The 21,522-nt window shown below is 57.8% G+C and carries 17 protein-coding genes and 1 tRNA gene; 16 read left to right on the top strand and 2 right to left on the bottom strand.

From position 1 onward, the window contains the following. Positions 1–96: 96 nt before the first annotated feature. The 8 genes from ABWV79_RS12940 to ABWV79_RS12905 all read left to right on the top strand — a co-directional run bounded on the left by ABWV79_RS12940 (position 97) and on the right by ABWV79_RS12905 (position 8,448). A complete protein-coding gene (locus ABWV79_RS12940) occupies positions 97–930 on the top strand; it encodes an FAD binding domain-containing protein (protein ID WP_353392451.1) in 834 nt (277 codons plus the stop codon). 14 nt (positions 931–944) lie between these two features. Further along, complete coding sequence (locus ABWV79_RS12935; protein WP_170355562.1) at positions 945–1,439, top strand: (2Fe-2S)-binding protein; 495 nt, start codon at positions 945–947, stop codon at positions 1,437–1,439. Further along, complete coding sequence (locus ABWV79_RS12930; protein WP_170355561.1) at positions 1,436–3,853, top strand: aerobic carbon-monoxide dehydrogenase large subunit; 2,418 nt, start codon at positions 1,436–1,438, stop codon at positions 3,851–3,853. Before ABWV79_RS12935 ends, ABWV79_RS12930 begins: the two co-directional genes overlap by 4 nt. 103 nt (positions 3,854–3,956) lie before the next feature. Next, positions 3,957–4,823 carry an AAA family ATPase gene (locus ABWV79_RS12925; RefSeq protein WP_353392449.1) on the top strand — a complete coding sequence of 289 codons (867 nt, stop codon included), beginning with the start codon at positions 3,957–3,959 and terminating at the stop codon, positions 4,821–4,823. Next, on the top strand, positions 4,823–6,010 hold the full coding sequence (locus tag ABWV79_RS12920) for a vWA domain-containing protein (RefSeq protein WP_353392447.1): 1,188 nt from the start codon (positions 4,823–4,825) through the stop codon (positions 6,008–6,010). The genes ABWV79_RS12925 and ABWV79_RS12920 overlap by 1 nt, the downstream gene beginning before the upstream one ends. Before the next feature lie 12 nt (positions 6,011–6,022). Further along, positions 6,023–6,799, top strand: coding sequence for an XdhC family protein (locus tag ABWV79_RS12915; RefSeq protein ID WP_170355558.1), 777 nt, complete (start codon positions 6,023–6,025; stop codon positions 6,797–6,799). A 97-nt stretch (positions 6,800–6,896) separates the two neighbouring features. Then, positions 6,897–7,349: an SRPBCC family protein gene (locus ABWV79_RS12910; protein WP_353392445.1), complete on the top strand. Its 453-nt coding sequence runs from the start codon at positions 6,897–6,899 to the stop codon at positions 7,347–7,349. A gap of 118 nt (positions 7,350–7,467) precedes the next feature. Next, positions 7,468–8,448, top strand: coding sequence for a hypothetical protein (locus ABWV79_RS12905; protein ID WP_353392443.1), 981 nt, complete (start codon positions 7,468–7,470; stop codon positions 8,446–8,448). Positions 8,449–9,054: 606 nt separating this feature from the next. Here the strand turns inward: ABWV79_RS12905 and ABWV79_RS12900 are convergent. Beyond that, a tRNA-Leu gene (locus ABWV79_RS12900) sits at positions 9,055–9,141 on the bottom strand. 199 nt (positions 9,142–9,340) lie between these two features. Between ABWV79_RS12900 and ABWV79_RS12895 the strand changes: the two genes are divergently transcribed. Continuing rightward, positions 9,341–10,324 carry a complex I NDUFA9 subunit family protein gene (locus tag ABWV79_RS12895; protein WP_353392441.1) on the top strand — a complete coding sequence of 328 codons (984 nt, stop codon included), beginning with the start codon at positions 9,341–9,343 and terminating at the stop codon, positions 10,322–10,324. Here ABWV79_RS12895 and ABWV79_RS12890 read toward each other — a convergent pair whose 3' ends face one another. Continuing rightward, positions 10,325–11,128 (bottom strand): undecaprenyl-diphosphate phosphatase, encoded by an 804-nt coding sequence (locus tag ABWV79_RS12890; protein ID WP_353392439.1) that lies wholly within the window; start codon positions 11,126–11,128, stop codon positions 10,325–10,327. A gap of 230 nt (positions 11,129–11,358) precedes the next feature. On the opposite strand from ABWV79_RS12890, the gene ABWV79_RS12885 reads away from it, so the two are divergent. The 7 genes from ABWV79_RS12885 to queG all read left to right on the top strand — a co-directional run bounded on the left by ABWV79_RS12885 (position 11,359) and on the right by queG (position 21,516). Next, a complete protein-coding gene (locus ABWV79_RS12885) occupies positions 11,359–12,792 on the top strand; it encodes an NAD(P)-dependent oxidoreductase (protein ID WP_353392437.1) in 1,434 nt (477 codons plus the stop codon). 22 nt (positions 12,793–12,814) lie between these two features. After that, complete coding sequence (locus ABWV79_RS12880) at positions 12,815–13,249, top strand: GFA family protein (protein ID WP_353392435.1); 435 nt, start codon at positions 12,815–12,817, stop codon at positions 13,247–13,249. Further along, on the top strand, positions 13,246–17,778 hold the full coding sequence (gene gltB, locus ABWV79_RS12875; RefSeq protein WP_353392433.1) for a glutamate synthase large subunit: 4,533 nt from the start codon (positions 13,246–13,248) through the stop codon (positions 17,776–17,778). The genes ABWV79_RS12880 and gltB overlap by 4 nt, the downstream gene beginning before the upstream one ends. A gap of 179 nt (positions 17,779–17,957) precedes the next feature. Next, positions 17,958–18,908 carry a Hint domain-containing protein gene (locus tag ABWV79_RS12870; protein WP_353392431.1) on the top strand — a complete coding sequence of 317 codons (951 nt, stop codon included), beginning with the start codon at positions 17,958–17,960 and terminating at the stop codon, positions 18,906–18,908. A 39-nt stretch (positions 18,909–18,947) separates the two neighbouring features. Next, the gene (gene mtgA, locus ABWV79_RS12860; RefSeq protein WP_502949863.1) at positions 18,948–19,682 is read left to right on the top strand and encodes a monofunctional biosynthetic peptidoglycan transglycosylase; all 735 of its coding nucleotides are present in this window, start codon (positions 18,948–18,950) and stop codon (positions 19,680–19,682) included. Between the two features lie 58 nt (positions 19,683–19,740). Beyond that, on the top strand, positions 19,741–20,406 hold the full coding sequence (fzlA, locus tag ABWV79_RS12855) for an FtsZ-binding protein FzlA (protein ID WP_170355737.1): 666 nt from the start codon (positions 19,741–19,743) through the stop codon (positions 20,404–20,406). Positions 20,407–20,478: 72 nt separating this feature from the next. Beyond that, a complete protein-coding gene (queG, locus tag ABWV79_RS12850; protein WP_353392429.1) occupies positions 20,479–21,516 on the top strand; it encodes a tRNA epoxyqueuosine(34) reductase QueG in 1,038 nt (345 codons plus the stop codon). Positions 21,517–21,522: the final 6 nt, after the last annotated feature.

Raw genomic sequence — 21,522 nt, 5'->3', positions numbered from 1 at the left:
GCGCCCCGTTCTCGTTGACTGGAACGGCTGACGCCGGCGTTCTTTCCTGACGTCAGGTCCCCCAAGGCATATTGCTCGGACCCAGGGAGGAAAAACATGATACCAGCCGGTTTTGAGTATCACCGGCCAGGCGATATCGCCTCGGCCATCGGCATTTTGCAAGAACACGGAGACGAAGCGCGCGTGATCGCGGGCGGGCACAGCCTGATCCCGATGATGAAGCTGCGCATGGCCGAGATGGGCCATCTGGTCGATCTGCAAGCCATCGACGAACTAAAGGGCATCGAGGTCGGCGCCGACACCGTGACCTTGGGTGCGATGGTCACGCAGCACGAGTTGATCACGCATGAAGGTCTGGCCGCTGCCATTCCGCTGATCCGCGAGGCGGCTTTGCAGATCGCTGATCCGCAGGTGCGCTATGTGGGCACCGTCGGTGGCAATGTGGCCAATGGGGATCCGGGCAATGACATGCCGGGGTTGATGCAATGCCTGAACGCCACATTTGATCTGTCCGGTCCCGATGGCAATCGCAGCGTCGCCGCGCGTGAGTTTTACGAGGCCGCGTATTTCACCGCCCGCGAGGATGAGGAAATCCTGACCCGTATCTCGATCCCGGTGCCCAGCGCGGGAGTCGGTCAGGCGTATGAAAAGCAAAAGCGCAAGATTGGCGACTATGCCACGGCTGCGGCTGCTGTGATGGTGGGTAACGGAACGGCCTCGGTCGCGATGACCAATCTGGCTGACACACCTGTGTGGTCCGAAGGCGCAAGCGCTGCGCTGGCGGACGGTGATGTGAATGGCTGCGTTGCTGCCATGTTGGATGCGATTGATCCGGTTGCCGACAATCGTGGCCCCGTCGAGTTCAAGAAACATGTGGCAGGCGTCATGCTGCGCCGCGCCATCGACCGCGCCCAAAGCCGCGCGGGTTGAGGGGAGGAGAACCCATGTCAAAAATGCACGTCAAACTCACCGTGAACGGCAAAGAGGTCGAAGGTCTGGCCGAGCCGCGCACGTTGCTGATCCACTTCCTGCGGGAAGATCTGAAAATCACCGGCCCCCATATCGGATGCGAAACCAGCCATTGCGGCGCTTGCACCGTTGATATCGATGGCAAGTCCGTCAAATCCTGCACCACCTTCGTGGCGCAGGTGAACGGTGCCGATATCACAACGGTCGAAGGGCTTACCAACGACGATGGCAGCCTTGGTGTGCTGCAGGAGATGTTCCGTGAACATCATGGCCTGCAATGCGGTTTCTGCACGCCGGGCATGATCACCCGCGCGCATCGCTTGCTGCAGGAAAACCCGAACCCGACCGAGGAAGAAATCCGTTTTGGTATGGCTGGGAACCTGTGCCGCTGCACCGGATACCAGAACATCGTCAAGGCGATCTCGGCCTCGGCTGACATGCTGAACGCTCAGAAGGAGGCCGCGGAATGAACGATCAAACTCTGACCCCCGAAGAACGCGCCGCCAACCTCAAAGGGATGGGCAGCTCGCGCAAACGCGTCGAGGACGTGCGCTTTACCCAAGGCAAGGGCAATTATGTCGATGACATCAAGCTGGATGGCATGCTGTTCGGCGACTTTGTGCGCTCCCCCTATGCACATGCCCGCGTTGTCAGCGTGAACAAAGAGGCGGCGCTGGCGCTGCCCGGCGTGATCGCTGTTCTGACTGCCGAAGACTTGTCGCCGCTGGGCCTACATTGGATGCCGACACTGGCAGGCGATAAACAGATGGTGCTGGCCGATGGCAAAGTGCTGTTCCAAGGTCAGGAGGTCGCTTTCGTTGTGGCCGAGGATCGCTATATCGCAGCGGATGCTGCGGAACTGGTCGAGGTTGAATACGAGGAACTTCCTGTTCTGACCGACCCGTTCGAGGCGCTGAAATCCGATGTGGTCCTGCGTGAAGACCTTGAGGGTCAGACCGAAGGTGCGCACGGGCCGCGCAAGCATCACAACCACATCTTCACCTGGGAACAGGGCGACAAAGACGCGACGGAGGCTATTCTGGCCGAGGCCGATGTGGTGGCTGAAGAGATGGTCTATTACCACCGTACCCATCCTTGCCCGCTGGAGACCTGCGGGTCGGTCGCGAGCATGGACAAGGTGACCGGCAAGCTGACGCTCTACGGTACGTTCCAAGCCCCGCACGCGATCCGGACGGTTGTGTCGCTGATCTCGGGCATTGCCGAGCACAATATCCGCGTCATCAGTCCCGATATCGGTGGTGGCTTTGGTAACAAGGTTGGGGCCTATGCGGGTTATGTCTGCTCGGTCGTGGCCTCGATTGTCACCGGCAAGCCAGTGAAATGGGTCGAGGACCGGATGGAGAACCTGATGTCCACCGCCTTTGCCCGGGACTACTGGATGCAGGGCAAGATCGCGGCCACCAAGGATGGCAAGATCACTGGGTTGTGGTGCCACACCACGGCAGATCACGGCGGCTTTGACGCCTGTGCCGACCCGACCAAGTTCCCTGCTGGGTTCATGAATATCTGCACCGGGTCCTATGACATCCCGACCGCTTATCTGGCCGTGGATGGGGTCTATACCAACAAGGCGCCGGGCGGGGTGGCCTATCGCTGTTCCTTCCGCGTGACCGAGGCCGCCTATTTCATCGAACGCATGATCGAAGTTCTGGCCATCAAACTGAACATGGACGCGGCCGAGCTGCGCCGGATCAACTTTATCAAGGCCGATCAGTTCCCGTATCAATCGGCGCTGGGCTGGGAATATGACTCGGGCGATTATCACACCGCTTGGGACAAGGCGCTGAAGGCCGTGGACTATGACGGTTTGCGCGCTGAACAAGCGCAGCGGGTCGAGGAGTTCAAAGCCGGTAAGACACGCAAACTGCTTGGCATTGGTCTGACGCATTTCACAGAAATCGTGGGGGCGGGTCCGGTGAAGAATTGCGACATTCTCGGGCTTGGCATGTTCGACAGTTGCGAAATCCGCATCCACCCAACTGGCTCTGCTATCGCACGGCTGGGGACGATCTCTCAAGGTCAAGGTCATGCCACGACCTTTGCACAGATCATCGCCAGTGAGATCGGGTTGCCAGCCGATGACATCACGCTGGAGGAAGGCGATACCGACACAGCACCCTATGGTCTGGGGACTTACGGGTCTCGGTCCACTCCTGTGGCCGGTGCGGCAACGGCAATGGCCGCGCGTAAGATCCGCGCTAAGGCGCAGATGATTGCGGCCTATCTGCTGGAGGTCCATGACGACGATGTCGAGTGGGACGTGGATCGGTTCTCGGTCAAGGGCGCGCCTGAGCGGTTCAAAACGATGAAGGAAATCGCCTTCGCCGCCTATAATCAGGCAATCCCGGGGCTGGAACCTGGTCTGGAGGCGGTCAGCTATTACGACCCGCCGAACATGACCTATCCGTTCGGGGCCTATATCTGCGTCATGGAGATCGATGTGGATACCGGCGAATGGGATGTTCGCAAGTTCTACGCGCTGGACGATTGCGGCACCCGGATCAACCCGATGATCATCGACGGGCAGGTTCATGGTGGCGTGACCGAAGCGCTGGCCATCGCGATGGGGCAAGAGATTGCCTATGACGAGATGGGTAATGTGAAGACCGGCACGCTGATGGATTTCTTCCTGCCGACCGCGTGGGAGACACCGAACTATATCACCGACTATACGGTGACGCCGTCCCCGCATCATCCGATTGGTGCAAAAGGTGTGGGTGAGAGCCCGAATGTTGGGGGCGTGCCCTGTTTCTCGAATGCGGTGCATGATGCGTTCCGGCCCTTTGGGTTGGTGCAGAGCCATATGCCGCATGACCACTGGCGCATCTGGAAGATCGCCAATGGGTTGGGGATGCACGGGTGAATGGGTTCGGATCGGCTTGGCCGATCCGACCGAGCGGAGGGGGCCAGCCCCCTCCGAGCCTCCCCCGAGGTATTTTTTGCCAGATGAAGAATGGATCCTGGTTTTGACTTTGAGTGATGTGCAGAACGGATTGGCCGCGCAAGGCTATGTTGCTGATGATCGGTTGGCGATGGCGCTGCATCTGGCGCAGACTTTGGGGCGGCCCTTGTTGCTGGAAGGTCCGGCCGGGGTGGGTAAGACCGAGGTGGCCAAGGCTGTGGCAGCGTCGCGTGAGGCGCGTTTGATCCGCTTGCAGTGCTATGAAGGGCTGGATGCCAGCCATGCGATTTATGAGTGGAATTATCAGCGGCAACTGCTTGCGATCCGGGCGTCGGAGGCGCAGGGAGGGGTTGGCGAGGCGCAGTTGTTTTCCGATGCGTATTTGCTGAAAAGACCTTTGTTAGAGGCTATTTCGCAGGACGAGCCTCCGGTTTTGTTGATTGATGAGATTGATAGGGCGGATGAGGAATTCGAAGCTTATTTGCTGGAAATCCTGTCCGACTTTCAGATCACCATCCCTGAGCTTGGGACGGTCGAGGCGACGGCCCGGCCCATTGTGATCCTGACCGCCAATGGGACGCGTGATTTGTCGGACGCCTTACGTCGGCGGTGTCTTTACAGTTTCCTTGATTACCCCTCGAAAGAGGTTGAAATGGCGATCCTTCGGGCGCGGATGCCCGAGGTTGAAGGCGTGCTGGCGCGGCAGATCATTGGGGTCGTACAGGCGTTGCGCAAAGAAGATTTGGAAAAGACGCCGGGCATTGCAGAGATGTTGGACTGGGCTGCAGCCCTGTCAGGTTTGGGTGTCAACGACATGGCGCAATCGCGCGATGCTGTGCAGGCGACGCTTGTATGTTTGTTGAAGACGGCTGCGGACTATGACGCGGCTCCGCCCGAGGTGATGGACCGGCTGATCGGAAAGGTGGCGTGATGCAGGTCACGCGGTTTCCTTCTCGGGCCGATGGGTTGGCAGATCGGATGTCTGGGTTCATCGCGCATTTGCGGTCGAACGGGCTTCGAGTTGGTCCGGGTGAGACCGCGGATGCGTTGTCTGCATTGTCTCAGATCACGGCGACGGATGCGGATCAGGCCCGCCGGGCGCTATGTGTGTTGCTGGCGAGCGACGCCGAGGATTGGCGCCGTTTTGACGATTTGTTCGATGCATATTGGTTCAACGTTGGAAAGCAGCGAGAAGGGGTCGCACAAACGAGCCACGTGAGGGTGCAATCTGCCAAACCCATGATTTGGCAGGATGCCGCGCATTCCGACGAACAGGGTGCGGAAAGCGCAGAGCAAGAGGGTTCTGCCGATCAGGGCGAAGGCGATGCCGAGGGGACTGATGGCAAGTTGATTGCGACACGCACAGTCAACCTGTCACGCAGGGACCTGCGCGAGTTGATGGATGACGAGGCTCTAAGACAGGCTGAAAAGGCGGCCTTGATGTTGGCACGTGCCATTCGTGATCGGCGGTCGCGTCGCAGAAAGCAAGCGTTGCGGGGCGCTACGTTGGATATGCGGAGGATACAACGGGCAAGTCTTGCACGAGGGGGTGAGCCGATTGATTTGTATCGCCGCGCCAAGCCGCCGCGTCCGATGCGGATCGTAGCGCTGTGTGATGTCAGCGGGTCGATGACTGTTTATTCGCGGGTGTTTCTGGCCTTTCTCAAAGGTCTGATCGGTAGCGGGACTGAAGCGGATGCTTATCTGTTTCACACGCGCCTGATGCGGGTGACGGACGCCCTTCGTGATCACGACTCGATCCGTGCAGCTGGGCGGTTATCCTTGATGGCCGAGGGGTTCGGCGGCGGCACCGACATTTCGGGTAGCTTGGAAAGCTTTCTGAACGGCTATGGCGCGCGTGCTTTGAACGGGCGGACCATCGTTCTGATCCTGTCGGACGGCTATTGCAGTTCGGATCCGCAGGCGCTGAGCGCAGTTCTGGCGCGCATCCGGCGCAAGTCACGGCGCATCGTCTGGTTGAACCCGTTGAAGGGATGGAAAGACTACCAACCCATCGCAGCGGCGATGCAGGCGGCCGAACCCCATTTGGACGCGCACTTGCCTGCCAACACACTCGAGGCGCTGGCAGCGCTTGAGCCGCAGTTTCGCAAGTTGTGAAAGGAGTCTGATATGGCAAATTTCGACATATTCGACACGATCGAAACCCTGCGCCGAACCGGTGAGCCTTTCTGCGTCGCCACGGTGCTGCGCACAGCGGATGCAACCTCGGCCAAGGCCGGGGGAAAGGCGGCGATTGCGCGCGACGGGCGGATATTGGGTCATCTGGGCGGTGCCTGTGTGCAGCGCGCGGTGCGCAGTTCAGCGATACAAGCGCTGGTCAGCGGTGCGCCGCAGATGATCCGCGTGAAACCCTCGGACAAGGTGGTCGACATGACGGACCCGGATGGCGTGCAAACCTTCAAAAGCGGCTGCCCCTCGGGCGGGACGGTGGATTTGCTGGTTGAACCGTATCAGCACGCGCCAAGATTGGTGATCTTTGGCACCTCGTTGATTGCCAAGGCGCTGGGCGAACACGGGACGCTCGCCGGGTTTCGGGTGACGAGCAGCACGCCCGAGACGGTCGAAGACTTGGGTATCGAGGCGCGCGACTTTGTTGTCGTGGCCTCGCAAGGTCAAGGAGACGGCGCAGCCCTTGGGGCCGCGCTGAACACGCAAGCCGCGCGGGTGTCGATGGTGGCCAGCCGCCGCAAAGCCGAAACACTCACGGAAAAGCTGATTGGTCAGGGTCTGGATCCAGCCCGCGCGGCGCGTCTGAAATCCCCTGCCGGGCTGGACATTCATGCTATAGATCCGCACGAAATCGCCCTGTCAATCCTGGCCGAGATCGTGATGTGGCGAAACACGGACAAATCGACGGAGGTTTCTCAGGATGAAAAACTTGCTTAAGCGCCTGTGGCCCGAGCGCCCGAAACAAACACCGGAACAGGCGACGGAAACCGCCCTTCTGGTTTTTCCGAAATGCTGTTGAACAGAGGAAACGTGAATGGAACTAAGTGACGAAATCCGCATCGCAGCCCCGCGCGACGTGGTTTACAAAGCGCTGAATACGCCCGAGATATTGCGGGAGTGCATTCCGGGTTGTGAAGAATTGATCCAGAACTCGCCCGAGGATCTTGAGGCCAAGGTGGTCCTGAAAATCGGTCCGGTCAAAGCGAAATTTGCCGGGCAGGTCACATTAGACAATTCCAACGCTCCCAGTGGATTTTCTTTGACCGGAGAAGGCAAGGGCGGAGCGGCTGGTTTCGCCAAAGGTGGCGCCGAGGTCACGTTGACCGAGGACGGGGCTGAGACAATTCTGGCCTACACCGCGAAGGTCGATGTCGGCGGCAAGATCGCCCAGCTTGGCAGCCGTCTGATTGCAGGAACGGCCAAAAAGCTGTCGGGCAAGTTCTTCACCCGATTTGGCGAAATCGTAGCGGAACAAGCGGTGTCCTGATCAAAAAAGGTCAAGAACCGGCACAAACTGCCGGTTCTTGCGCATTTGAGTTGACGACAGGCGTGATGAGGGCGATCACCTTGCTGGCAGAGAGTTTCTCTGTTTCAGGAGAGGTGTGATGTCCGTCGACGCGCAAGTTAGGCAGCTTGAACAATGGGTTGCGATTAAACCAGATGATGGTGCCAGTGTCCGGCGGCTTGTGAATCTGTTGGAAACACCCCGAGGATGCACGACAGCTTTTGGCGCATTCGGAACGGCCCAAAGCCAGATAAATGAATCTTTGGGGTTTGATTGGCGATTGGGCATGTTGGACCGCAGAGTATACGGCGATGCCTACCGTCAGTGGATGAGTGTTCTGGAAACCTTGGGTATTACTCAGGTTGTCCCTGTGGCCCAGATGTTCTCTGGTCGGGTCTTGACCATCAATGGTCAGCATACGCATTGCGACGTGCGTTTGAAATTCTTCAAAGAAACCAAAGTTATCCCGAGCTTGTGCCACGATTGTTTCAAAGTTCAGATTTTGCCCGAGAATCTGGATGATCTTTTTCTGGCTTATTTTCTGCTACTCAACCTCGATCTGCCGAACGACAACGCACGAAAATGCATGATAGAGCTGAGGAGTGGCATAAAGTATCCCTACAAGGGTTATATTTATTGTCAGAGCCTTGCCGAAGCTAAAAGCTGTCTTGCTGCTTTTGACGACTTGAAAACCAAGCATGCGATCTGTGGTCTGCCCGCAAAAATCTCGCACGGGTGTTCCGAGTTCGGACAGGAATATCCTGATTTCAAATACGAAGGTTCGGATGAGCAGAAGCCGTTTAAGACTCCGCAAGGCTGGGCTGCAGATGAAAAGAATTATTTCCGGGATCTAAAACTTGCGAAACCTGGACGGCAGACAAACAACAAGTCAATAATCAGTCTGCGCGATGTTTTTGTGTTCCGAACATGGGTCAGATACGCTCAGCTGATAGGGGACGAAACAAGTGCAAGATTTGGTGTCGACTCTGGTCCAAGTTTATTTCCCGCGTTCGACCAGCGTGTCAGGCGACAGTCAAAAACCAGAAACGCCGAAATGAACGAGTTGGAATGCAGATCCTGATATAGTCAATTGGTTAGGTCATGTGGGCAGTATCAAGACGGAAGTCTTGAAAGAAAACTCCGCTACGGGTGTTGTCACAACGGCGTCAAAAGTGCCCATGAAGCCCTTAGACTTAAATCACTGGTTTTCAAAACAAGTGCATTCGCTACTTGGCCAATTCTGAGGGGATCTTCGAAGGTTGATCACTTAGAGCAAGCATTCAACTTGAAAGCCCATTGCTCGTCTCAAGTAGGAAACCGCTTCATTCTAGTCCGTGCGCTCGGCTTTGTATCAGGCAGTTCGCACAGTCCGACTATTGCCGGAAAGATCAGGTTCTAGCGTGAATTTACCAACCATATTGCCAGAGGCTGTCAGACATTCGTTCAATTGGCTCAGAACGGTTTCGACTTCATCCCCATCTTTACGGATCACTGTCTGGACCGAGCCACTTACCAGCGCGCGGTCCTCGTTGTTAGTGTTTCAGGAGACCCCGAGGAACCCGCCTCTAAAGTAATAGATGCCGTTCTTGTTGAACGAAAAAGAGGACCGAATTGTCCTACGCCATGTCCTTCACCCGCACAGTTAGGACAAGTAAACTGAGAGCAATTAATACGTTATCGGGGGATTTGGTGCCCAGGAGAGGACTCGAACCTCCACGTCCATACGGACACTAGCACCTGAAGCTAGCGCGTCTACCAATTCCGCCACCTGGGCAGGTGTCGTGGAGGGGCGTTTAAGCCCACTGGCGAGGAGGGTCAACCGGATTCGGGAAGTTTTTTGAAAGTTTTTTGACCCCATCCAAAACGCACCCGAAAAAGGCAGGGTTTTTCCCCTACACGCGGCGTTATTGCGCCTTGTTCCGCGCCTCTTTGGGCGGTAGATCGGATCAGGAGCCAAAAGCAGGAGCCCTTCTATGTCAAAACTGGTCACGATTTATGGCGGATCCGGATTTGTCGGCAGGTACGTCGCGCGACGTATGGCGAACGAAGGGTGGCGTGTTCGGGTCGCTGTCAGGCGCCCGAATGAAGCGATGTTCGTTAAACCTTACGGCGTGGTTGGACAGGTTGAACCCATCCTGTGCAACATTCGCGACGATGCCTCGGTCGCGGCGGCGATGCAGGGCGCGGATGCGGTGGTGAACTGCGTGGGTGTGCTGAACGAGCTGGGCAAGAACGCGTTTGACGCCGTACAGGCCGACGGGGCCGAACGGATCGCGCGGATCGCAGCCGAACAAGGGATCACGCGGATGGTCCATATTTCTGCCATTGGTGCAGACGCGGATTCGGACAGTGAGTATTCGCAAACCAAGGCACAGGGTGAGGCCGGAGTGCTTGCTCATATGCCCAATGCCGTGATCCTGCGCCCCTCGGTTATTTTCGGGACCGAGGATCAATTCTTCAACCGCTTTGCCGGGATGACCCGGATGGGGCCGTTCCTGCCGCTGGTCGGGGCCGAAACGAAGTTTCAGCCGGTCTATGTCGATGATGTGGCCAAAGCTGCTGTTCAGGGCGTTCTGGGGCAGGCTGCGGCCGGCACGTATGAACTGGGCGGCCCTGAGGTCAAGACATTCCGTGCGCTCATGCAGCAGATGCTTGACGTGATCCACCGCCGCCGCGTGATTATCGGGATGCCTTTTTTTGCCGCGCGGATCATGGCCGGGGTTCTGGACATCGTTAAGTTCGTCAGTTTCCAACTGTTCCCGAATAGCATTCTGACACGGGATCAGCTGAAAAACCTTCGCCGCGACAACGTCGTGTCGGATGGGGCGAAAAGCTTTGCCGATCTTGGAATCCAGCCGGCCACGTTGGAGTCGGTTCTGCCGGACTATCTTTGGAAGTTCCGCCCCTCGGGTCAGTATGACGAAATTCAAAGATCCGCTGACAACCTGCGGACCTGATCAACTGTAGGCAATGGCCAGCAGAACTACGCCCAAAACAACGCGGTAAATTACGTATGGCGTAAAGCTGACGCTGCGCAGCAAGCGCATCATGAAAGACAGCGCCAGAAGGGCCGCAACAAAGGCAAAAAGCGCGGCGATTGCTCCGTCAATAGCCAGTTGAGCGTCGGCTTCTTTGATCACATCGACTGAAAGCAATATGCCCGATGCCAAGATAGTCGGAATCGACATCAACATCGCGATCCGCGCGCTGTCTTCTCGGGTGTACCCCAAGTGCCGGGCGCCCGTAATCGTGATGCCAGACCGGGATGTGCCGGGGATCAGCGCCAGCATTTGCCACAAACCCATAATGGCCGCATCTTTCAGACCCCAGTCATTTGCCTTTTTTCTTTGCTGTCCTTTCTGGTCCATCCAATAGAGCAGCAGACCAAATCCCAACATGGTCCATCCAATCACCGCCATCGAGCGCAAAGACTGGCTGAGCCCGGTTTGATAAAGTATGGCGCCAAGGACAACCGTCGGAATCGTCGCAATGATCAGACCAAGCGCAAGCCGCGCCTGTGGCGTGTCTGTTTGACCCCGCAGCGCGTCTGGCAAACCTGCTGCGGCTGATTTGACGTCAGACCAAAAATAAAGAACCACTGCGCCTAGGGTGCCCACATGAACCGCCACATCAATGGCAAGGCCTTGATCCGCCAGACCGGTTAGGTTGGGCAGCAGAATCAGGTGCCCGGATGACGAAATCGGCAGAAATTCGGTGATACCCTGAATGATCGCCGCAAGAATCAGTTGAAATAGACTCATTAACCTGCCCGTGCCATCGTCACGTGTTCTTTGCGATTCATGGGTATAAGCGTGATGAAGAAAAGGAAAGAACGCATATAGGTCCGATTCGGATCTAAATTTTTGCTTTTTTCATGCGACCCTAGGATTTTTGATCGCAAATTCACTAAATAGGTCAGCATAATTGACTTTTCATCCTAACTTGCATCACTTAAAGAAACTCGACCAAGCCAATTCATGGAGTCTGACCCGTGGCCAAGCAACCGATGCTGAAATTTGTGCAAGTCGATCGCGCCATGCCTGAAAAGCGTGCCGCTGACACGCGCAAGGAAGACTTTGACGAGATCTATGCCGAATACGCCTCGGCCAAAGCCGAAGAGCAGGCCAGCCGCTGCAGCCAATGCGGTGTGCCCTATTGTCAGTCGCATTGCCCGTTGCACAACAATATCCCCGACTGGTTGCACCTGACCGCCACTGGCCGTCTGGAAGAGGCCTATCAGACCAGCCAGGCGACCAATACCTTCCCCGAGATCTGTGGCCGCATCTGCCCTCAAGATCGCCTGTGCGAAGGCAATTGCGTGATTGAACAGTCCGGTCACGGGACAGTAACCATCGGCACGATCGAGAAATACATTACCGATACCGCATGGGACAAAGGTTGGGTCAAACTCACCGTCCCCACGGCCGAGCGCAGCGAAAGCGTTGGTATCATCGGTGCGGGCCCTGGTGGGCTGGCGGCCGCTGACATGCTGCGCCGCGCAGGTATTCAGGTGACAGTCTATGACCGCTATGACCGCGCCGGAGGCCTGTTGATGTACGGTATTCCGGGCTTCAAACTGGAAAAGGACATCGTGCAGCGCCGCAACGACCTGCTGGCCGATGGCGGCGTGGCATTCGAGTTGAATTGTGACGTCGACGCCGCGAAATTCGAAGACATTCGTGGCAAGCATGACGCGGTTATCATTGCCACTGGCGTTTACAAGTCGCGTGACCTGTCCATGCCGGGCAGTGGTCTGGCCGGGATCGAAAAAGCGATCGACTTCCTGACCGCCTCGAACCGCAAAAGCTTTGGCGATGCGGTCGAAGACTTTGACAATGGCCGCTTGAACGCCTCTGGTAAAAAGGTCGTCGTGATCGGTGGCGGGGATACTGCGATGGATTGCGTGCGCACCTCGATCCGTCAAGGTGCGACCTCGGTCAAATGCCTGTACCGTCGCGACCGCGCGAATATGCCTGGCTCGCAGCGTGAGACTCAGAACGCCGAAGAAGAAGGCGTGGTGTTTGAATGGCTCAGCGCGCCCAAGGGCTTTACCGGCGACGACAAGGTGCAGGGTGTGATGGTGCAGAAGATGCGTCTGGGCCAGCCCGACGCGACAGGCCGTCAGGCACCTGAGGTGATCGAAGGTGCGGATTATGTCGAAGACGCCGATCTGGTGATCAAGGCGCTGGGGTTTGAGCCCGAAGACCTACCCACCCTGTTCGGTCAGCCCGACCTGCCCGTGACACGTTGGGGCACCGTCAAGGCCGCCTTCCAGACCGGCGAGACCGAGATGGACGGTGTTTACGCCATCGGTGACATCGTGCGCGGGGCCTCTCTGGTCGTGTGGGCGATCCGTGACGGGCGCGACTGTGCCGATGCGATCATCGACCGTTTCAACGCCAAGGCTGCGGTTGCAGCCGAATAACCCAGCAATCAGGAGCGCCGGAATGCCCGAGTTGCAAGGCCAATGCATGTGTGGCGCGGTCACCGTGACCGCCACCCCGGCGCAAAATGCGCTGGGCGCGTGCCATTGCGACCAATGCCGCCGCTGGACCAGCTCGATGCTTGTGACGTTTGAGGCTGAAGAGGGCTATGCCGCGCTAGGGTCGGTAAAAACCTTCGCCTCGTCCGATTGGGCCGAGCGCGCCTTCTGCGCCGAATGTGGCTCGGTGCTGTGGTACCGGATCACCACAGAAGGTGAGATGCATGGCCAGACGCTTATGGCCGCTGGGTTGTTCCCGGATACCGGGCACGGCCTGACACATGAACTTTTTATCGACAAAAAACCCCAGGGTTATGCGTTCGCAGGTGAACGCCAGCAAATGACCAAAGCCGAGGTTGAGGCCATGTTCGCCCCCTTGGAAGAAGGAGACAGCCAATGACCAAATACGATGCCGATTGGGTGCGCGCCGAAGAAGCCAAACGTCAGTGGATGGCGGAAAACGGTCTCTATTCCAAAGAGGAAGAACATTCTTCCTGCGGCGTAGGCCTTGTTGTGTCCGTCGACGGCAAGCCTTCGCGCAAGGTTGTGGATGCGGGGATCGACGCGCTCAAGGCGATCTGGCACCGGGGCGCTGTGGATGCCGATGGCAAAACCGGCGACGGTGCCGGCATCCATGTGCAGATTCCGGTCCCCTTCTTCTATGATCAGATCCGTCGCACCGGTCACGAGCCCAACCTGGACGAGCTGATCGCTGTTGGTCAGGTCTTTTTGCCCCGCACCGATTTCGGTGCGCAGGAAAGCTGCCGGACCATCGTGGAAACCGAAGTGCTGCGCATGGGTTACTACATCTATGGCTGGCGCCACGTGCCGGTTGATGTGACCTGTCTAGGCGAAAAGGCCAACGCGACCCGCCCCGAGATTGAGCAGATCCTGATCTCGAACTCCAAAGGCGTGGACGAAGAAACCTTTGAGCGTGAGCTGTATGTGATCCGTCGCCGGATCGAAAAAGCGGCGGCAGCGGCTGGGATTTCGGGAATGTATCTGGCGTCGCTGTCGTGCCGCTCGATCATCTACAAGGGCATGATGTTGGCTGAACAAGTGGCCGTCTTCTACCCCGACCTGATGGATGAGCGTTTCGAATCCGCCTTTGCGATCTATCACCAGCGTTATTCCACCAACACCTTCCCGCAATGGTGGTTGGCGCAGCCCTTCCGCATGTTGGCCCATAACGGCGAGATCAACACGCTAAAAGGCAACGTCAACTGGATGAAAAGCCATGAGATCCGCATGGCATCCTCGACCTTTGGGGACTATGCCGAGGACATCAAACCGATCATCGCGGGCGGATCGTCGGATTCAGCCGCACTAGACTCGGTTTTCGAGGTTCTGGTACGTGCAGGCCGGTCTGCTCCGATGGCGAAAACCATGCTGGTGCCGGAGAGCTGGTCCAAGCAGGCGGTTGAACTGCCGCAGGCGTGGCGTGACATGTATTCCTATTGCAACTCGGTGATGGAACCGTGGGACGGCCCCGCCGCGCTGGCCATGACCGATGGCCGTTGGGTATGCGCCGGTCTGGACCGGAACGGCCTGCGTCCGATGCGCTATGTGGTGACTGGCGATGGTCTGGTTATCGCAGGGTCCGAGGCCGGCATGGTGCCGATTGATGAGGCATCGGTGACGGAAAAAGGCGCGCTGGGCCCGGGTCAGATGCTGGCCGTGGATATGAAGCGTGGCAAGCTGTACCGCGACACGCAGATCAAGGATAAACTGGCCCGTGCTCTGCCGTTTGGTGAGTGGGTTGGCAAGATCAACGATCTGAATGAAAGCCTGTCAGGCGTGACAGAGACCGCGAAGTTCAGTGGAGAGGAACTGCGCAAGCGCCAGATCGCGGCTGGTTATTCTGTTGAAGAATTGGAGCAAATCCTTGCCCCCATGGCTGAAGACGGCAAGGAATCACTGGCCTCGATGGGCGATGACACCCCGTCGGCAGTTTTGTCCAAACAATACCGCCCGCTCAGCCATTTCTTCCGCCAGAACTTTAGCCAGGTGACCAACCCGCCGATCGACAGCCTCCGCGAATACCGCGTCATGTCGCTGAAGACCCGGTTCGGAAACCTGAAAAACGTGCTGGACGAAGACAGCAGCCAGACCGAGATCATCACGCTGGACAGCCCCTTTGTAGGCAACGCCCAATGGGACCGGCTGGTGGAAAACCTCGGTTCGCCGCTGGCGGAAATCGACTGTAGCTTTGAACCCGGTCGGGGCGCGCTGAGCGCTGCTTTGGTCCGTGTTAGAGCCGAAGCAGAAGAGGCCGTGCGCTCGGGCGCGGGGCATCTGGTGCTGTCCGATATGAACTCGAGCGAAGGCCGCGTGGCGATGCCGATGATCCTGGCGACCAGTGCCGTTCATTCGCATCTGACCCGTCAGGGACTGCGGACTTTCTGTTCGCTGAACGTGCGTTCGGCGGAATGTGTTGATCCGCACTACTTTGCCGTTCTGATCGGTTGTGGCGCGACCGTTGTGAACGCTTATCTGGCCGAAGACTCGCTGGCTGACCGCATTGATCGCGGCTTGCTGGATGGCACTTTGACCGAGAATGTCGCGCGCTACCGCGAGGCGATTGATCAGGGCCTGCTGAAGATCATGGCCAAGATGGGGATTTCGGTGATCTCCTCGTACCGCGGTGGCCTGAACTTTGAGGCCGTGGGCCTGAGCCGCGCCATGGTCGCCGAGTTTTTCCCGGGCATGACCAGCCGGATTTCCGGCATCGGTGTCACCGGTATTCAGGCCAAGGCCGAGGAAATCCACGCCAAAGGTTGGGACAGCGGTCTGGACGTGCTTCCCATCGGTGGTTTCTACAAAGCGCGCAAATCGGGTGAGACCCACGCTTGGGAAGCGAGCTCGATGCATATGATGCAAATGGCGTGTAACCGCGCATCCTATGAGCTGTGGAAACAGTACTCGGCCAAGATGCAGTCAAACCCGCCGATCCACCTGCGTGACCTGATGGATTTCAAACCGCTGGGCAAACCGGTGCCGATTGAAGAGGTCGAATCGATCACCTCGATCCGCAAACGCTTTGTCACGCCGGGCATGTCACTGGGTGCTCTGAGCCCCGAGGCGCATAAGACGCTGAACGTGGCGATGAACCGAATCGGAGCCAAGTCTGACTCTGGTGAAGGCGGCGAAGATCCGGCGCATTTCGTGCCGGAGCCCAATGGTGACAACCCGTCAGCCAAGATCAAACAGGTGGCCTCGGGCCGGTTCGGCGTGACCGCTGAATACCTGAATCAGTGTGAAGAGCTTGAAATCAAGGTTGCCCAAGGGGCGAAACCCGGTGAGGGTGGTCAGTTGCCGGGTATGAAAGTGACCGATCTGATCGCGCGCCTGCGTCACTCGACCAAGGGTGTGACCCTGATCTCACCGCCGCCGCACCACGACATCTACTCAATCGAGGATCTGGCGCAGCTGATCTATGACCTGAAACAGATCAACCCGCGCTGTAAGGTGACGGTGAAACTGGTTGCGTCCTCGGGCGTTGGCACGATTGCTGCCGGTGTGGCCAAGGCGAAGGCGGATATCATCCTGATTTCGGGTCACAATGGCGGTACGGGCGCGTCGCCCGCGACGTCGATCAAATACGCTGGTCTGCCGTGGGAGATGGGCCTGACCGAGGCGCATCAGGTTCTGGCGATGAACAACCTGCGCGACCGCGTGACTCTGCGGACCGATGGCGGGCTGCGCACCGGGCGCGATATCGTGATGGCTGCGATGATGGGGGCCGAGGAATACGGCATCGGCACCGCTGCCCTGATCGCGATGGGCTGTATCATGGTACGTCAGTGCCAGTCGAACACCTGCCCGGTTGGCGTGTGTACGCAGGACGAATCCCTGCGCGCCAAATTCACCGGCAATGCCGACAAGGTCGTCAACCTGATCACCTTCTACGCGCAGGAAGTGCGCGAGCTGCTGGCCAGCCTTGGTGCGCGCTCGATTGACGAGATCATCGGACGGGCCGATCTGCTGGCGCAGGTCAGCCGTGGCTCGGCGCATCTGGACGATCTGGACCTTAACCCGCTGCTGATCACCGTCGATGGCGCACATGACATCGTCTACAACCGCGACAAGGATCGCAACGCAGTGCCTGACACGCTGGACGCCGAGATTGTGCGCGACGCGGCGCGGTTCCTGAAAGACGGTGAGAAGATGCAGCTGTCCTACGCGATCCAGAACACGCACCGGACAGTGGGCACTCGGGTGTCCAGCCATATCGTGCAGAACTTTGGTATGCGGAACACATTCCAAGACGACCATCTGCATGTGAAGTTGCAGGGCTCGGCTGGTCAGTCGCTGGGGGCTTTTGCGGCGCCGGGTCTGAAACTGGAAGTGTCGGGTGATGCCAATGACTATGTCGGCAAAGGTCTGTCGGGCGGCATGATCGTCGTGCGCCCACCGCAGGTCAGCCCGCTGAAGGCAGATGACAACACGATCATCGGCAACACGGTTCTATACGGCGCCACCGACGGCCACCTGTTCGCAGCGGGTCGCGCAGGTGAACGGTTCGCGGTTCGGAACTCGGGTGCCAAAGTGGTGATCGAGGGCTGCGGCTCGAACGGGTGCGAATACATGACCGGCGGTGTGGCCGTGATTCTGGGCGACATTGGTGCCAACTTTGGCGCGGGCATGACCGGCGGCATGGCGTACCTGTACGATCCCGAAGGCAAGGCGCAGGCGTTGATGAACATGGAAACTCTGGTGACCTGCCCGGTGACGGTGAATCACTGGATGGATCAGATGAAAACGCTGATTGAACGCCATGCTTTGGAAACCAACAGTCGCAAAGCTGCAGATATCCTGCAGCATTGGGATGTGGAAAAGGCAAACTTCCTTCAGGTCTGCCCAAAGGAGATGCTGAACAAGCTCAGCCATCCTCTGACCAACGAAGTTGAAGCAGTTCCTGCGGAATAAGACCCTGTCTGATCGTTAATCGAAAAACCCGCGTGTCTCCTGAAACACGCGGGTTTTTCTATTTTTGGGCATTTTTGACGGTTTTCTTGCGTTTTTAATCGTTTCACGCCTAGCTAACGAAAACGTTATCTCGGCGCTCTGGTCGCCAGCCCATTTAACGCGTCGCAGGGAGCAGGCACATGCCAACAACCTACACAGATCAGTTTTTTGTCATCGACCCGGCCAATCCCGGAGCGAACGGTACGACACCTGGCTCGACCCTGACGGTTCAGAAATTCGACATCGTCGACCAGAACGACAACGGCCTGATCAACCGGCTGAACAACGACTCGGTCGACGGATCAGACATTACGGCGTCCTATTTCGATGACATGGTGACCATTGAATTGGATGACGGCTCTCAGATCACCTACACGGGTGTGACCTTCTATCTTGCCGATGGGCGCGAGGTGTTTACACCCACCGACGGACAAGTTTTGGAAAGCGGGACGTTCGTCAGCTCATCTGCGACTGATTTCAGCGACACCGGAGGTTCATTTGGTTCGGTCGATATCGGAGCCGGCGATCTGGGCCCACCGTGTTTCACGCCCGGCACAATGATCGAGACGGCATCCGGCCCTCGCCGGGTCGAGGACTTGCGCCCCGGTGATCTGGTTCTGACCTCTGACAACGGGGCACAGCCTTTGCTTTGGGTCGGCAGAACAACGGTCAAGGCCCAGGGAAAACTTGCCCCGGTACGCTTTGAAGCCGGTGTTTTGGGGACGAACAAACCGCTGATCGTCTCTCCGCAACACCGTATTCTGATCGAGGACTGGCGCGCGCCCTATCTATTTGGGCATTCCGAAGTTCTGATTGCGGCGCATTGTCTTGTGAACGGCAAAACGGTCACGCGCGTCGAAGGTGGCGAGGTCGAATATCTGCATCTGCTGTTTTCACGACATGAGATCGTGACGGCAAATGGCGCAAAAAGCGAAAGTTTTTATCCGGGTCATGCCGTATCAATGGCCGACAGCCAAACGCAGGCCGAGATTTTGACCTTGTTTCCCGAGCTTGGTCGCGAAAACCCTGTTTTGCCGGATACCGCCCGTCCGGTAGTACGCCCGCGCGAAGCCCGCGTAATCGCGATTTAACCCGTTCCATACCCGTCTTCGGCGTCGTATAGCAACAGCATGGCAAAAAAAGCAGCGCGCAAATCGAGCAGCAAGAAACGCAAGGCCTCTAAAAGAAAAACACCGATTATTCCGAGAATCCGCAGCTGGGTAGGGCGTGGGTTTTTGGTGGTGATCGCATGTGTTGTTGGGCTGGTGGTTTTGTATTCGGTGGTGAATCCACCGGTGACCCACACGATCTGGTCCGAGTGGCGGCGCCTAGGCAAAGTCGAACGGGATTGGGTTCCGATAGAACAGATTTCTCCGGTCATGGCGCGCTCGGCTGTGGCGGCGGAAGACGCCAATTTCTGTCTGCACTGGGGCTTTGATGTCGAAGCCATTCGCGATGCACTTGAGGACGGAGGGTCAAGGGGTGCGTCAACGATTACACAGCAGGTGGTGAAGAATGTGTTCTTGTGGCAAGGGCGCAGCTGGGTACGCAAAGCGCTTGAAACCTCGATCACACCGGTTGTCGAAATCTTTTGGAGCAAACAACGTATCCTTGAGGTGTATCTGAACGTGGCCGAGACCGGGAATGGCGTTTTTGGAGTCGAAGCAGCGGCTCAGCGTAACTTCAATGTAACCGCCTCCAAGCTGTCGCCGGTTCAGGCCGCGCGGATCGCTGCAATTCTGCCCTCCCCCCGAAACAGATCGGTCACTGATCCATCAGTACGCACACGTAGGCGGGCGGCCTCGATCCTGGATGGGGCGGCCACCATCCGCGCAGATGGTCGCGCAGATTGTTTCGAGGATTGAAATACTAACCCTCTCGGCGCTAAAGCTGGATTGTATTCACTGGTTCGATTGGAAGCTCATGGCGCGTCTGTTTCACGTTCCCCTGTCCCCATATTGCCGCAAGGTCCGTCTGTCGCTAGCGGAAAAGAAGATCGAGGTTGAGCTGGTCGAAGAGAAGTATTGGGAGCAAGACCCGGATTTCCTGCGTCGCAATCCGGCGGGTAAAGTTCCCGTTCTGCGGTTGGACGGTCAGGTGATGGCGGAAAGCGCAGCGATTTGTGAATACATTGAGGAAACGCGCCCCGAGCCATCTTTGATGCCGAAAACCCCCGAAGCTCGGTATGAGGTGCGGCGATTGGTGGGTTGGTTCGATGACAAGTTTCATCACGAGGTGACATCGAAACTGTTGTATGAACGGGTCAACAAGAAGATGACCGGTCAGGGATACCCGGACAGCAAGAACGTGAAAGAGGGTGCCAAGGCCATTAAATATCATCTGGATTATATGGCATGGTTGCTGGATCATCGGCGTTGGTTGGCTGGCGATCAGATGACGCTGGCGGATTTTTCGGCGGCTGCGCATTTGTCGGCGTTGGACTATATCTCGGATGTGGATTGGAACCGGTCGGCGGCGGTGAAGGATTGGTATGCCAAGATCAAGTCCCGGCCCGCGTTCCGGTCGATACTAGCGGATCAGGTGCCAGGGTTCCGGCCTCCGCCGCATTACGCGGATCTGGATTTCTGATAGGGTGGCAGGGGGGCTGTCTGCCCCCCATCGCGCCGGGGCGCGATTCCCCCCGAAGGTATTTTTAGCCAGATGAAGAGCGGATCGGATTTAAAGCGCAAGGTGGTCGCTCGGGCATTGAGCGAGGGGTTTGTGTCCTGTCGGATTTGTCGGCCGTGGGATGTGCCCGAGGTGCCCGCGCGCTTGCAGGCGTTTTTGGATGCTGGGTATCACGGGCAGATGGGGTGGATGGCAGAGCGGACCCATTGGCGGGGCGATCCGTCGGCTTTGTGGCCCGAGGCGCAGTCAGTGATCATGTTGGCCGAGAGCTATGCGCCTGAACATGATCCTACCGAGGTTTTGAGCCATCCAGACCTGGCTGCGATTTCGGTTTATGCGCAGAACAAGGATTACCATGATCTGGTGAAAAAACGCCTGAAGCGGTTGGCGCGGTGGTTGATTGCCGAAGGTGGCGGCGAGGTGAAGGTGTTTGTTGATACAGCGCCGGTGCCTGAGAAGGCCCTGGGCCATGCGGCGGGGCTGGGATGGCAGGGGAAGCATACGAATCTGGTCAGCCGTGATTGGGGAAATTGGGCCTTTATAGGCTCTGTTTTCACCACATTGGACCTGCCTGCGGATATGGCAGAGGTGGATCATTGCGGATCGTGTCGCGCTTGTTTGGATGCCTGTCCAACGAATGCGTTTCCTGCGCCCTATCAATTGGATGCGCGGCGCTGCATCTCTTATCTGACTATCGAACATAAGGGCCCGGTGGACGAAGAGCTGCGCGGCAAGTTGGGCAATCGGATTTACGGATGCGATGATTGTCTCGCAGCCTGTCCGTGGAACAAGTTTGCCGTTGCGGCCAGCGATATTCGCTATGCTGCGCGGGATGATTTGGTGGCTCCGCCTCTGGCTGAGTTGGCGGGGTTGGATGATGCGGCGTTTCGGGTCAAGTTCTCGGGCTCGCCAATCAAGCGGATCGGACGGGATCGGTTTGTGCGCAATGTGCTTTATGCGATTGGCAATTCCGGTTTGCCCGCGCTGAAGCCGGTGGCGCAGGGGTTGGTGGAAGATCCGGATGCATCCGTGGCTGATGCCGCGCGCTGGGCGGTGCAACAACTGCCATAAGTGCCG

The sequence above is a fragment of the Ruegeria sp. HU-ET01832 genome (genome assembly GCF_040371315.1).
GTDB lineage: Bacteria > Pseudomonadota > Alphaproteobacteria > Rhodobacterales > Rhodobacteraceae > Ruegeria > Ruegeria lacuscaerulensis_A.
This window is presented reverse-complemented; position numbering and strand designations above follow the sequence as displayed.